Annotated in this window: 11 protein-coding genes and 1 pseudogene; 5 read left to right on the top strand and 7 right to left on the bottom strand. The window is 71.6% G+C overall.

Features of this window, described 5'->3' with window-relative positions; genetic code table 11:
• Positions 1-12: 12 nt before the first annotated feature.
• On the bottom strand, positions 13-741 hold the full coding sequence (locus tag K336_RS16755) for a hypothetical protein (protein ID WP_051245339.1): 729 nt from the start codon (positions 739-741) through the stop codon (positions 13-15).
• Positions 742-831: 90 nt separating this feature from the next.
• Positions 832-2,166 carry an NAD(P)/FAD-dependent oxidoreductase gene (locus K336_RS13920; RefSeq protein ID WP_051245340.1) on the bottom strand — a complete coding sequence of 445 codons (1,335 nt, stop codon included), beginning with the start codon at positions 2,164-2,166 and terminating at the stop codon, positions 832-834.
• 275 nt (positions 2,167-2,441) lie between these two features.
• Here K336_RS13920 and K336_RS0102815 point away from each other — a divergent pair, with 275 nt between their 5' ends.
• From K336_RS0102815 to K336_RS13925, 3 genes are all read left to right on the top strand, one after another.
• The gene (locus K336_RS0102815; RefSeq protein WP_028706227.1) at positions 2,442-2,711 is read left to right on the top strand and encodes an ACT domain-containing protein; all 270 of its coding nucleotides are present in this window, start codon (positions 2,442-2,444) and stop codon (positions 2,709-2,711) included.
• Between the two features lie 3 nt (positions 2,712-2,714).
• Positions 2,715-4,064, top strand: coding sequence for a PFL family protein (locus K336_RS0102820; protein ID WP_028706228.1), 1,350 nt, complete (start codon positions 2,715-2,717; stop codon positions 4,062-4,064).
• Between the two features lie 208 nt (positions 4,065-4,272).
• Entirely contained in the window at positions 4,273-4,896 is a 624-nt protein-coding gene (locus K336_RS13925; RefSeq protein ID WP_021798193.1) for an AAA family ATPase, read from the top strand.
• Positions 4,897-4,908: 12 nt separating this feature from the next.
• Here the strand turns inward: K336_RS13925 and K336_RS0102830 are convergent, their stop codons facing one another.
• The 5 genes from K336_RS0102830 to purL form a co-directional block, all read right to left on the bottom strand.
• On the bottom strand, positions 4,909-6,576 hold the full coding sequence (locus K336_RS0102830) for a formate--tetrahydrofolate ligase (RefSeq protein ID WP_028706229.1): 1,668 nt from the start codon (positions 6,574-6,576) through the stop codon (positions 4,909-4,911).
• Positions 6,573-7,523, bottom strand: coding sequence for a DUF1444 domain-containing protein (locus K336_RS16760; RefSeq protein WP_021798187.1), 951 nt, complete (start codon positions 7,521-7,523; stop codon positions 6,573-6,575). The genes K336_RS0102830 and K336_RS16760 overlap by 4 nt, the downstream gene beginning before the upstream one ends.
• A gap of 64 nt (positions 7,524-7,587) precedes the next feature.
• The gene (locus K336_RS13930) at positions 7,588-7,890 is read right to left on the bottom strand and encodes a DnaJ family domain-containing protein (RefSeq protein WP_021798183.1); all 303 of its coding nucleotides are present in this window, start codon (positions 7,888-7,890) and stop codon (positions 7,588-7,590) included.
• Positions 7,891-7,937: 47 nt separating this feature from the next.
• The gene (locus K336_RS0102845; RefSeq protein WP_051245341.1) at positions 7,938-9,293 is read right to left on the bottom strand and encodes a dipeptidase; all 1,356 of its coding nucleotides are present in this window, start codon (positions 9,291-9,293) and stop codon (positions 7,938-7,940) included.
• A 5-nt stretch (positions 9,294-9,298) separates the two neighbouring features.
• The gene (gene purL, locus K336_RS13935) at positions 9,299-11,557 is read right to left on the bottom strand and encodes a phosphoribosylformylglycinamidine synthase subunit PurL (protein WP_043150099.1); all 2,259 of its coding nucleotides are present in this window, start codon (positions 11,555-11,557) and stop codon (positions 9,299-9,301) included.
• 497 nt (positions 11,558-12,054) lie between these two features.
• Between purL and K336_RS20060 the strand changes: the two genes are divergently transcribed.
• Together K336_RS20060 and K336_RS13940 are read left to right on the top strand one after the other, a co-directional pair.
• Complete coding sequence (locus K336_RS20060; RefSeq protein ID WP_155944964.1) at positions 12,055-12,648, top strand: hypothetical protein; 594 nt, start codon at positions 12,055-12,057, stop codon at positions 12,646-12,648.
• 54 nt (positions 12,649-12,702) lie between these two features.
• Positions 12,703-13,114 (top strand): annotated as a pseudogene (locus K336_RS13940) (IS630 family transposase); the annotation flags it as partial.

A 13,114-nucleotide genomic window follows, 5' to 3' on the forward strand; every position in this document is an offset into this window, starting at 1 on the left:
CCACGACCATGATCAGCGCAGGTAGACGACGGCGTTGTTGCCGCCGGTGCAGCTGATGACCGAGCCAGCGGCCACGACGCAGGACATCGTGTAGTCGCGGTTCGTCACAGGGCTGGTCGCCGTGACCTGGACGGTGCCGCTCGTGGCTCCGGCCGACCGGAAGGCGGTCTCGACGTTCAGCGCGAACTGGCAGGAGGTGGACGCGTTGACGGCCACCGTGTCGCTGCACCGGGTGGCGCCGTCGGGGAAGGCGGCCTGGGACGGCGAGGCGCTCGGGCTCGGGGACGGGGCCGTCGAGGCGGGGGCGCTGCTCGCCGGGGCGGACGCCCTCCCCGACGAGGAGCCCGAGCGGCCGCCCGCGATGACCAGGCCGAGCACGGAGGCCAGGACGAGCAGGTGGACGAGCCAGCCGAGCAGGAAGGCGGTCCAGTAGCGGCCGGACGGCAGGCCGGCCTCGCGGGCCCGGTGGGCCGCCCCGGAGGCGGGGGCCGCGCCGAAGACGCCGAAGAGGAGCGAGATGATCGCGGTGAGGCGCCTGCTCGGCGGCCTCGTCGCCTCGGGAACCACCGGGATCGACGGGCTCGTGGGCCAGTCGGCCTCGTCGTCGCGGGGCCGGGTCCCGTAGCGGTCCGCGGCGCCCCGTCCTGCGGGGCCGTGGGGGGCACCGAAGCGCTGCTCGTCGTAGCCGTAGTCGGAGGGCCGAAGCGGGACGCGCGGCCGTGGATCGGGACCAGTCGTCATGCTGGCTCCCCCCTTCCGGCGACCGGGGCGCGCCCGGCCCGCCGGGCGCCTGGGGATCAAGTGTACCCAGGGCCCGTCCGGGCCCCCGGTTCAGCCCTCGGCGGCCGGGCCGGCCCCTCCCGGGTCCCCGCCCTCGTCGACGATGTCGCCGATGATGCCCGAGGCCTGCCGGCTGAAGGTCAGGTAGCGGGCGGCGAGGTTGATCATCGACTGAAGGCGGTTGCGCCCGCCCAGCAGGAAGTACAGGTGGAGGCCGACCCAGGCGAGCCAGGCGACGAAGCCGGTGACGTCGATCCTCAGGCCGTGGAAGCGGGCCATCTGGACGACGGCCGCGTTGCGCCCGATGGTCGCCATCGTGCCCTTGTCGCGGTACGAGAAGCTCCTCGTGCGCCGCCCCGCCTCGAGGTCGAGGATCTGCTCGGCGGCCCAGACGCCCTCCTGCATGGCGGGCTGGGCGAGCTGCGGCAGCGGGTTGCCCTCGATGAGGGCGCCGTCGCCGACGGCGAAGACCCGGTCCTGGCCCTTGGCCCGCAGGTCGGGGCCGACGAGGATGCGGCCCCCGCGGCCGAGCTCCAGGCCCCAGTCCATGACGTCCTCGTGGGCGCCGACGCCGGCGGCCCAGATGACCATGTCGGCGGGCAGCGTGGAGCCGTCCCTGAGCAGGACGGAGCCCTCGCGGACCTCGGCGATCGCCGTGGTGGTGCGCACGTCGACGCCGCGCCTGTGCAGCTGCCGGCGGGTGTAGTGGCGCAGCCTGGCGTCGAACGGCATGAGCAGGTGCTCGGCCATCTCGACGAGGGTGACATGGACGCGGTCGACCGACACATCGGGGAAGATCGCCGGGATGCCGATGGACTTCATCTCGGCGAGGGTGCCGGCCATCTCGACACCGGTGGGGCCGCCGCCGACGACGACGACGTCGAAGTTCCTCCCCCGGTCGGTGTCGAGGGCCTCGAGGTTCGACAGGATGACGTCGCGGGTGCGCACCGAATCGGTGCGGGTGTAGATGGTGTACGAGTGCTCCTGTGCCCCGGGGGTGCCGAAGAAGTTCGCGCCGACGCCCTGGGCGAGGATGAGGTAGTCGTAGTCGATCGGGCCGCCGTTGTCGCACTCGACGCGACGGGCCCCCAGGTCGACACCGGTGACCCGGGCGCGCCGGAACCGGCAGTTCGGCGTCCGCGCGGCGAAGGAGCGCAGCCGGTAGGTGACGTCACCGGGATTGAGGCCGCCGGTGGCCACCTGGTAGAGCAGCGGCTGGAAGCAGGTGTAGGGGTTCTTGTCGACGATGACGACGCGGGCGCCGGCCCTGCCGAGCACGCGGGCGGCGTTGGTGCCGCCGAAGCCCCCGCCGATGATGACGACGCGCGGGCCCGGGCCGGGGCCGGACGCGGCGTCGGGCCTGCGGAGAACGGACGGGATGTTCATCGGATGGGGACCCTCCTTGTCGGGATCGTGCTGTCGGCGGGGCCCGTCGTCCGCCGGGCCCGTCGAGGGGCCGGCAGGCGGGTGGGACCCGCGTCGGTCGATCATCCCACCGTGCGCCGACGCCGGGAACCGCACGGTCGGGCCGTTCACGCTCGGCGGAGCCGCCCGCCGCCCCGGGGCCGTCGCCGCCGACGCGACGGCCCGGACGAGCGGACCGGGACGCGCGGGCCCGGCCGTGGCGGAACCCGGGCGCCGCGCGTCGATAGGGTTGGCCCATGATTGCGATCCTCACCGTGACGGGCCTCGACCACACGGGCATCGTGGCCGCCGTGAGCACGCGGCTGGCGGAGCTCGGCGTCAACCTGTGCAACATCTCGCAGACGATCATGGGCGAGTACTTCACGATGATCGCCCAGTGCGAGTTCGACGAGCGGGCCCATCCGATCGAGTCGCTCCAGAGCGATCTGCGGGCCGTCGGCGAGGAGCAGCAGGTGGTCGTCCGCCTGCAGTCCGAGGCCATCTTCCGCGCGATGCACGAGCTCTGAGCCATGGACACCGCACACGAGATCCTCGAGACCATCGCGATGATCGAGGAGTACCGCCTCGACATCCGCACGGTGACGATGGGCATCGGCCTGCTCGACTGCGCCGACCCCGATCCCGACGTCGCCTGCGCACGGATCCGCGAGCGCATCGTCTCGCGGGCCGGCCGGCTCGTGCCCGTCGCCGAGGGCATCGAGGCCGAGCTCGGCATCCCGATCATCAACAGGCGCATCTCCGTGACGCCGATCTCGCTCGTCGCCGGCGCCAGCCGCACCGAGGACTACACCTGCTTCGCCCGGGCGCTCGACGACGCGGCCCACGAGGTCGGCGTCGACTTCCTCGGCGGCTTCACCGCCCTGGCGCAGAAGTCGCGCAGCACGGCCGACCGCCGCCTCATGGACTCGCTGCCCGAGGCCCTGGCCACCACCGACGTGGTCTGCTCCTCGGTGAGCATCGGCTCGTCCAGGGCGGGCATCAACATGAGCGCGGTGGCCCGCATGGGCGAGGTCGTCCGCGAGCTCGCCGACCGCACCGCCGGCCGGGGCTGCGCCAAGCTCGTCGTCTTCTGCAACGCCGTCGGCGACAACCCCTTCATGGCGGGCGCCTTCCACGGCGTCGAGGAGGGCGATGCGTGCATCAACGTGGGCGTCTCGGGGCCCGGGGTCGTCAAGCGCGCCCTCGACAAGGTCCCGGACGCGAGCTTCGGGGGCATGGCGGAGACCATCAAGAAGGCCGCCTTCAAGATCACCCGGATGGGCCAGCTCGTCGGGACGATGGCCGCCGAGCGCCTGGGCGTGCCGTTCGGGATCGTCGACCTCTCGCTGGCCCCCACGGCGGCCGTCGGCGACTCGGTGGCCGAGATCCTCGAGACGATGGGGGTCGGCGCCGTCGGCGGCCACGGCACCACCGCCGCGCTGGCGCTGCTCAACGACGCCGTGAAGAAGGGCGGCCTCATGGCCTGCTCGCACGTCGGCGGTCTGTCCGGCTCGTTCATCCCGGTCAGCGAGGACGCCGGCATGATCCGCGCCGTCACCGAGGGCGCGCTGGGCCTCGACAAGCTCGAGGCGATGACCTCGATCTGCTCGGTCGGGCTCGACATGATCGCCATCCCCGGCGACACCCCGGCGACGACGATCGCCGCGATGATCGCCGACGAGGCGGCCATCGGCATGATGAACAACAAGACGACCGCCGTGCGCGTCGTCCCCGTCCCCGGGGCCCGGGTCGGCGACGACATCGACTTCGGCGGCCTGCTCGGGCACGCCCCGGTCATGGCCGTCCACCGGTCCGACGCCGGAGCGCTCATCAACCGGGGGGGCAGGCTGCCGGCGCCCGTGCACAGCTTCCGCAGCTGACCGCGCCGCTGGAGAGGCCTCGGGCGCCCGGCGCCCCGCGCCGGCACCGGCTCGTCGGTGAAGAGTTCAAGTGAGGGAGGCTGAGAAGCCTGCCGAGCAGGGCGGGGAGGGCAACCGGCACCGGCTCGTCGGCGAAGAGTTCAAGTGACGGTGCAGAGTTGTCGGCCCGCATTTCCACTCCGCGCCGAACCGCTGGCAGGATCGTGGCATGCTCATCGCGATGTCCGGGCTTCAGGCCACGGGAAAGACCCACGTCTCCGCGGAACTGGCGTCCCGGATGAATGCGATGCGCATCGGCGTCCCCGGCATCGAGTCCGCCATGGTGGCGGCCGGCCTGTGGCGCAACCAGGCCACCGCCCTCGCCGCCTGCCTGTCGGCCCAGTCGGTCGCCCGCGAGAACCTCGCGGCGGGCCACGACGTCATCATCGACGCAGCGAACTACACGAGGGCGAGCCGCCAGCTGTGGACCGACCTGGCCGAGGAGACCGGCGTCGACCTCCTGTTCCTCATCACCGTCTGCTCCGACCCGGCGGTGCACCACGAACGCGTCCGGGCCCGTCGCAACGGCATCCCCGGTGTCAGCCGGATCACCTGGGACGACGTGACCGACCGCAACGCCCACACCGAGATGTGGGGCACCGAGCCGCGCGTGGCCCTCGACACGGCCCGCCCGGTCGACTTCGACCACGTCATCTCGCTGGTGCGCAGTTTCGGCGGGGAGTCCGAGCCGATGCGCACCGCGCCGCGCTACCAGCCGGCCCGCCGCGCCGCCGAGGAGCCCGATGAGGAGCCCGCCGAGCCGGTGAGCGGCTTCGCCCTGCGCTCCTCGTGAAGGGCGCGCCGCTCACGACAGGCCGGTGATCCGGCCGTCGGCGTCGATGTCCATGTCGAGCGCCGCCGGCCTGCTGGGCAGGCCGGGCATCGTGAGGACGTCCCCGGTGAGGCCGACGACGAAACCGGCGCCGGCGCGCACGCTCAGCTCCCGCACGGTGATCGTGAAGCCGCGGGGTGCGCCGAGGAGCCCGGGGTCGTCGCTGAACGAGTACTGCGTCTTGGCGAGGCAGACCGGCAGCTCATCGAAGCCCTGGGCGCTCAGCCGCTCGAGCTGGCGCTGCGCCATTGAGGAGAAGGTCACGCCGTCGGCGCGGTAGATCTCGCGGGCGACCGTCTCGATCTTGCCGCGCAGGCTCGACTCCGCATCGTAGATCGGGGTGAACTCACCGGGCTGCTCGCACAGCTCGACGACGGCCCGGGCCAGTTCGACGCCGCCCGCCCCGCCGTCGGCGAAGACGGTCGAGCCGACGGCCCGCACGCCCAGCTCGGCGCAGCGCTCGCGCACGAGGTCGAGCTCGGCGGCCGTGTCGGTGGGGAACTCGTTGACCGCCACGACGACCGGGACTCCGAACTTGGCGAGGTTGTCGAGGTGCTGCTCCAGGTTGACCATGCCGGCGTCGAGGGCGCCGAGGTCCTCGGCGTCCAGCGCGGCGCCCTGCACTCCCCCGTTGAACTCGAGGGCGCGGACGGTGGCCACGAGCACGATGGCGTCGGGGACGAGGCCCGCGCTCGGGCAGACGATGTCGAGGAACTTCTCGGCGCCCAGGTCCGCCCCGAAGCCGGCCTCGGTGATCGTGTAGTCGGCCAGCTTGAGGCCCATCCGCAGGGCCAGGACCGAGTTGCAGCCGTGGGCGATGTTGGCGAAGGGGCCGCCGTGGATGATCGCCGGGGTGTTCTCCGTGGTCTGCACGAGGTTCGGCTTGACGGCGTCCTTGAGGAGCAGGGCCAGGGCCCCGGTGACGCCGAGCCGGTCGACCGTGACCGGCTCCCCGTCGCGGGTGTAGGCGGGGATGATGCGCCCCAGCCGGGCCTTCAGGTCGTCGAAGCCGCTCGCCAGGCACAGGACCGCCATGATCTCGCTGGCGACGGTGATGTCGTAGCCGCTCTGGCGGGGGACGCCGTCGACGCGCCGCCCCAGGCCGACGACGACGTTGCGCAGGGCGCGGTCGTTCACGTCGACGACGCGGCGCAGGACCACGCGCTGCGGGTCGATGTCCAGGGGGTTGCCCTGGTGGATCGAGTTGTCGACGATGGCCGCCAGCAGATTGTGCGCGGCGCCGATGGCGTGCATGTCGCCGGTGAAGTGCAGGTTGATGTCCTCCATCGGCAGTACCTGGGCGCGGCCGCCGCCGGCGGCGCCGCCCTTCAGGCCGAAGCAGGGGCCCATCGAGGGTTCACGGAGGGTCGTGACGGCCCTCCTGCCGATCCGGTTGAGCGCCATGGACAGGCCGACGTTGGTCGTCGTCTTGCCCTCGCCCGCGGGCGTGGGGTTGATGGCGGTGACCAGGACGAGCCGGCCGTCGGGGCGCCCCGACAGCCGGTCGAGCAGCCCCAGCGAGAGCTTGGCCTTGTCGCGGCCGTAGGACTCGTACTCGTCCGCCTCGATGCCCAGGGACTGCGCGATGGCGGAGATGGGCTCCAGTCTCGTCCCCCGGGCGATCTGGGCGTCGGTCCTCATGCCTGCTCCTCTCCGGCGCGAGACGCCTGGTCGATCATCCCGGCCCGCTGGAGCGCCGCCGCGAAGGGGCCCTCGACGCGAATGCCGAGCTCGCTGTCGGCGACCGGACCCGTGATCCGCTGCACGCCGCCGTCGGCGTCGATGAAGTACAGGTGCGGCGACAGGGCGCGCGGCGCCGAGGCGTACTGGGCCCGGGCGAAGCGCAGCATGCCGTTGAGGGCGGGGACCATGCCTGCGCCGCGGATGGCGTGGACGAGCAGGAGGCCCTGGTGGGGCGCTGCGACGACGATCCCCACGTCACCACGGTGGGCCGCCGGGACCACCGCGTCGAGGACGCCGAGGCGGCCGGCCGCGTAGGGGTCGTCGGCGCCGATGGCGACGACCACCGAGTCGGGCCGCTCGTGGTCGACGATGATGGCCTCCTGCTCGAAGCGCACCCGGGCGAGATTGCGCCGGCCGAGCTCGACGAGACCCGCGAGACCGCCCAGGGGCCTCGTCCGCTCGCCCTCGCCGAAGAGCTTCTCGACGCTCGTGGGGCGGTCGACGGCCGGGACGAGGACGATGCCGGGCAGCACCTCGGTGAGCGCCGGGGCGAGCGGCCCGGGCAGCGCCTCGCGGGGCTGGCAGGACAGGAAGACGGTCGAGGGGTCGATGGGGCCGGCCGCCCCGTCGCGGTCGGTGATCGAGTCGAAGAAGGCGCCGACGACCTGCGGCCAGCGCTCGGGCGGTTCGGCGCGCACGATGCGCGAGAGGTTGTCGAGACCGTAGTTGGTGCCGTCCTCGGCGATGAGGACGCCGTCCCCGTCGTAGACGGCCCGGACCCCGTGGCCGGCGAGGGCGTCGGCGCACAGGTCGATGAACTCGTCGTAGCGGCTCGGGCTCATCCAGCCCGCCCACTCGGGCGCCGCCCCGTCCGGGCTCCCGGGCCCGCCGGCGCGCTCACTCATGCGGATCATCCTCCCGTCCATTCGAGCTGGTCCACGCGTCCGCTCGGCGACTCCCCGGGTGCGCTCACTCATGCGGATCATCATCCTGCCCATGGCCGTCGGAGCGCTCGCCGTCGCGCGCGGGGCGCTCCCGGCGCAGCGCCCGCAGCGCGCGCAGCCCCTCGGGCAGGACGCCGGACAGGTCCTCCCGCTCGAGGCGCTCGACGATCCAGGGCTTCTCGTCGCCGGGCCGGCCCAGGGGCAGCGGTCGACCGGCGTACGGGTTGTCGTCGAACTCGCCGCGCTCGATGGCCTCGCGGACGAGTCGTTCGGGGTAGCTCTCGAAGCGCGGCGCGCCGGTCCTCCCGTTCTCGCGTCCGGCATCCATGACAGCGAACGTACCGCGCCCCGGGCGGGCGTGCGCTCCGGCCACCGTCAGCGGCCCAGCCGGTCGAGGAGGAGCGCCTCGGCCCGGCAGGCCCGGGCGAAGTCGCCCAGCTCGAGGGACTCGTCGGGGCCGTGCATGCGGCAGTCCGGGTCGGCGACGGCCGTGCACAGCACGGTGGCGTCCGGGAAGGCCGCCTGGAAGGAGGCGATCATGCCGATGCTGCCGCCGGTGCCCGCGCGGACCGGGTCGGCGCCGTAGGCGATGCTGTAGGCCCGGCGGGCCTGCTCGGCGATCGGCCCCTCGAAGGGCACGACCGACGGGTCGGCGGCCTCGGTGCTGGAGCACTCCACCCGCAGGCCCCAGGGCGCGTGCCCGATGACATGCCGCCGGAGGCACTCGACCGCGTTCTCGCGGGTGTCGCCGGGGGCGATGCGCAGGCTGACGCGGGCCCGGGCCGAGGGGATGAGCGCATTGGCGCTCGCCGCGATCGGGGTGGTGTCCATGCCGATGACGCTGATCGAGGGCTTGGCCCACAGGCGGTCGGCGACGGAGCCGGTGCCGATGAGCTCGACGCCGTCGAGGACGCCGGCGGCGGCGCGCAGCCGGTCGGGGGGGTGGTCGAGCTCCTCGACGGCGGTCCCGCGCACGAGGCCCGCCACGGCCACGTCCCCGTTCTCGTCGTGCAGGCCGGCCAGCAGCCGGCACAGGCCGGTGAGGGCGTCGGGGACGACGCCGCCGAACTCGCCGGAGTGGACGGCCCGCTCCAGCGCCCGGACCTCGATGACCATGTCGGCGACCCCGCGCAGCGAGGTGGTGAAGGTCGGCACGCCGACCCGCCAGTTCTCGCAGTCGGCGATGACGTAGGCGTCGGCGGCCAGCTCGTCCCGGTGGGCGGCGAGCAGGGCGTCGAGGCTCGGGGAGCCGAGCTCCTCCTCGCCCTCGAAGAGCACGGTCACCCCGACCGGGGGCCTTCCGTCGTGGGCGCGCAGCGCCGCGAGGTGCATGGCCAGGCCGCCCTTGTCGTCGGCGGCGCCGCGGCCGTGGAGGCGGCCGTCGCGCTCGGTGGCGGTGAAGGGATCGGTGCTCCACCGGTCGGGGTCGCCGACGGGCTGGACGTCGTAGTGCGAGTACAGGCACACGGTGGGCCGGCCCTGGGGGGCGGGCCAGTGGGCGAGGACGGCCGGCCTGCCGCCGGCGGCGATCGTGCGCACGTCCGACCAGCCGAGGCCCCGCAGGGAGCCGACGAGGTGGTCCGCCATGGCCGCGACGTCGGCGGCGTGCCGGGGCTGGGAGCTCACCGAGGGGATGGCGATCATCCGGGCGAGCTCGTCGAGGGCGGGCCGCACCTGGGCGTCCGCGGCGGCGAGGACCCGGGCGTCCCGGGCATCGTCGATGCTCGTCATCGGCCTCAGACCCCCTGCATGGCGTCGGGGACGGTGTCCCGCCAGACCTCCCGGATCCGGCTCAGCGGCAGCGTGAACAGGCCCTCGACGGCCAGCTCGGCGGCCTGCGTGACCTCGCCGATGCGGGCCGCGGGCAGCTCATGCTCGGCGCACAGGTCGAGGAGGGCCTCCTGGCGCTCCGGGGCGACCGAGACGATGGCGCGGGCCGGGCTCTCGCTGAACAGCTCGGCGCACGGGTCGAGCCCGCCGGGCAGGGCGACGGCGGCGCCGAGGCCCCGGCGCAGGCAGCAGTCGACGAGGGACTGGGCGAGGCCCCCCTCGGACAGGTCGTGGGCGCTGGTGAGGACGCCGGCGCCGGCCCGGCAGACCGCGGCCAGGGCCCGCTCGGCCGGGAAGTCGGGGAACGGGGGCAGGCCGCCGAGGTGGTGGTCGTGCATGACGTCCTCCCAGGCCGAGCCGCCGAGCTCCTCCTTCGTCGTGCCGAGCAGGACGATGGCGTCGCCGGGCGCGGCGAAGCCCATCGGGGTGCGGGTGCGCACATCGTCGATGACGCCGAGCATGCCGACGAGCGGGGTCGGGAGGATGTTCCTCCCGTCGGTCCGGTTGTAGAGGCTGACGTTGCCGCCGGTGACGGGGACGCCGAGCTCGGCGCAGCCGGCGACGAGGCCCTTGACGGCCTCGACGAGCTGCCACATGACCTCGGGGTCCTCGGGCGAGCCGAAGTTGAGGCAGTCGGTGATGGCGACGGGCTCGGCCCCGGTGACGGCCACGTTGCGGTAGCTCTCGCACAGCGCCAGCTGGGCGCCGCGGAACGGGTCGAGGTGGGCATAGCGGCCGTTGGCGTCGGTGGACAGCGCGATGCCGAGGTGGCTGTCCTCGTCGATGCGAATCATGCCGGCGTCCTCGGGCTGGGCGAGGACCGAGTTGCCCCGCACGAAGCGGTCGTACTGGTCGGTGACCCAGCTCTTGTCGGCGAGGTTCGGGCTGGCGACGAGCCGCATGAGCGTCTCGGCCAGCTCCGGGCCCTCGGCGGGGCGCGGCAGGGCGTTGGCGTGGTCGGCGTTGACGGCGTCGAGCCAGGCGGGACGGGCCTGCGGGCGGTCGTAGGTGGGGCTGTCGTGGGCGACCGTGTGCGGGTCGACGTCGACGATGGTCCGCCCGTGCCAGTCGATGACGAGCCGGTCGCCGTCGGTGACCTCGCCGATGATCGTGGCCTGGACGTCCCACCTGGCGCAGATCGCCATGAAGCGCTCGACGTCGTCTGGGGCGACGACGGCCATCATGCGCTCCTGCGACTCGCTCATGAGGATCTCCTCGGGCGTCATCGTGGGGTCGCGCAGGGGGACGAGGTCGAGCTCGCAGTGCATGCCGCCGTCGCCGGCGCTGGCCAGCTCGCTCGTGGCGCAGCTGATACCGGCCGCGCCGAAGTCCTGCAGAGCGGTGACGACGCCGGCGTGGAAGAGCTCGAGGGAGCACTCGATGAGGAGCTTCTCCATGAAGGGGTCGCCCACCTGGACGCTGGGGCGCTTCTGCGGGCCGTCGGCCTCGAAGGTCTCGGAGGCGAGCACCGAGGCGCCCCCGATGCCGTCGGCGCCGGTGGCGGCGCCGAAGAGGATCACCTTGTTGCCGGCGCCGGTGGCCTTGGCGAAGGCGAGGTCCTCGTGCCGCATGACGCCCACGCACAGGGCGTTGACGAGCGGGTTGCCCAGGTAGGAGTCGTCGAAGACGAGCTCGCCGCCGATGTTCGGCAGGCCCAGGCAGTTGCCGTAGCCGCCCACGCCGGCGACGATGCCGGGCAGCACGCGGCGGGTGTCGGGGGCGTCGAGGGCGCCGAAGCGCAGGGCGTCCATGACGGCGATCGGCCGGGCGCCCATGGCCATGATGTCGCGGACGATGCCGCCGACGCCGGTGGCGGCGCCCTGGTAGGGCTCGACGTAGCTGGGGTGGTTGTGGGACTCGGCCTTGAAGGTGACCGCGTAGCCCTGGCCGATGTCGACGGCGCCGGCGTTGTCGCCGATGCCGGCCAGCAGCGGGCCGCGCGGGGTGGTCTGCGGCAGGGCTGAGAAGCGGGCCAGGTGCAGCTTGCTCGACTTGTAGGAGCAGTGCTCGGACCACATCACGGAGTACATGGCCAGCTCGGCGCCGGTGGGACGCCGACCGAGCAGCTCCCTGATGCGGGCGTACTCGTCGGCCTTCAGGCCGAGCTCGGCCCACGGCTGGTCCGCATCGGGCGTCATGCGTGCATTCTCAACGGTGTCAACCACGGGTCCAAATCTAGCGGTTCGCGGTGACGGGCCCGCGCAGGCGCCACGAGTGATGAGCCGTGTCCCCCGCCTCCCCTGGATCGGCTCCGGTTGTCCTTTGGAATGATATAGGTTTTTCAGACAGTGGTTAATGGTGGAGTGAAGTGAGTTTCTCGGACAGTGGTGAACGTCTGGTTCAGGCTGTTTGATTGTGGCGTCTGCGTTCGGTGCCGATTTCGTTGGGTGTGCGGTAGTCGATCGCAGAGGGGGTCGTTTGTGATTGTATGGCCGACATGAAACGAAATCGTATCTTCCGTGGACTTCCTGTGCGGTTTCGGATATGATTATGACATGTCGGTTGAGGTCGCCCCGGGAAAAACCGTCGTCCTGATCAGGTGGAAGAAACGTTCCGACAATTATGTGTTGGTCCGGATGAAAGCAGAAGCGACCCTGTACGCCTCCCGTGGCGTCGACGTGGGCATCATCGCTGAAAACTGGTTGAGCGCACTGAGCGGACGGTGCAGGAATGGCTGGTCGAGTGGCAGGCCACGCGGATGTGCCCGGTCCTGACCGTGGAGCACTCCACAGAGAAGATCGCGGTCGTCCTGGACAAGGCCCGATTCCACCACGCGAAAGCATTGACCGGCCGCCACGAGCCGGGCCAGCCGCTGGAGCGCATCACACCGATTCATCTGCCCCCCGTACGCGCCCGACCACAATCCGGTCGAGCATGTCTGGAACGCGGCCAAGAACAACATTGCGAACATCCAGCGCGAGCCCCCCAGAAGAAACCTTCGACGCATTCGCCTCATACGTCACCAGCCGCGCCTTCGACTACGACTTCGAACACCTCCCACCCCGCGAAACCAGAAACGATCTTGTTTCATGACGACCATTGTTTCATGACGGCCATAAGAGGGAAAATGGCAACTTTTGATGACTACACCAGTCTTCCATCGGTGATGTATGCAAAAGATGAGATCAGAGTCATACAAGGGTTAATGGGGATGTCCCGTGAATACATTGTCGACAACATCGACAAGTTCAACAAGGTTGTCAGTGGCCTGGACGGATCTCACATGGATGGAGGCGCCTATGGATGGCTGGCATGAAACGAAACCGTATTTTTCGTGGATTTCCTGTGCTGTTTCGGATATGATCGGGGCGTGCAGGTCGGGGTCACCCCGGAAGAAACAGCCGTCCTGATCAGGTGGAAGAAGCGTTCCGACAATCATGTGCTGGTGCGGATGAAGACCGAAGCGATCCTGTACGCCTCCGAAGGAGTCGGAATCGGCATCATCGCGAAGATGGTCGAGCGGGCCGAGAGGACGGTGCAGGAGTGGCCGGCCGAGTGGCGGGCCACCAGGATGTGCTCGGTCCTGACCGGCCACGCCGGGAACCAGAACGCGGCGAAACTCACCCGCACCCAGGAGGAAGAACTCAAGGCCATCCTGGCCCGGCCGCCCTCCCGGTCGGGTGTCCACGCCGAGTTCTGGGACGTCCCAACGATACGTGACGTCGTGAAGATCATGTTCGACGTGGAGTACGAGTCGGATTCTTCGTATCAGCTGCTCCTGC

Source organism: Propionibacterium acidifaciens DSM 21887, from assembly GCF_000426605.1.
Classification (GTDB): Bacteria; Actinomycetota; Actinomycetes; order Propionibacteriales; family Propionibacteriaceae; genus Propionibacterium; species Propionibacterium acidifaciens.

Bases quoted from the DNA above. Each gene is read 5' to 3' on its own strand.
- K336_RS16755 (WP_051245339.1), bottom strand. From the start codon at position 741: ATGACGACTGGTCCCGATCCACGGCCGCGCGTCCCGCTTCGGCCCTCC.
- K336_RS13920 (WP_051245340.1), bottom strand. From the start codon at position 2,166: ATGAACATCCCGTCCGTTCTCCGCAGGCCCGACGCCGCGTCCGGCCCC.
- K336_RS0102815 (WP_028706227.1), top strand. From the start codon at position 2,442: ATGATTGCGATCCTCACCGTGACGGGCCTCGACCACACGGGCATCGTG.
- K336_RS0102820 (WP_028706228.1), top strand. From the start codon at position 2,715: ATGGACACCGCACACGAGATCCTCGAGACCATCGCGATGATCGAGGAG.
- K336_RS13925 (WP_021798193.1), top strand. From the start codon at position 4,273: ATGCTCATCGCGATGTCCGGGCTTCAGGCCACGGGAAAGACCCACGTC.
- K336_RS0102830 (WP_028706229.1), bottom strand. From the start codon at position 6,576: ATGAGGACCGACGCCCAGATCGCCCGGGGGACGAGACTGGAGCCCATC.
- K336_RS16760 (WP_021798187.1), bottom strand. From the start codon at position 7,523: ATGAGTGAGCGCGCCGGCGGGCCCGGGAGCCCGGACGGGGCGGCGCCC.
- K336_RS13930 (WP_021798183.1), bottom strand. From the start codon at position 7,890: ATGGATGCCGGACGCGAGAACGGGAGGACCGGCGCGCCGCGCTTCGAG.
- K336_RS0102845 (WP_051245341.1), bottom strand. From the start codon at position 9,293: ATGACGAGCATCGACGATGCCCGGGACGCCCGGGTCCTCGCCGCCGCG.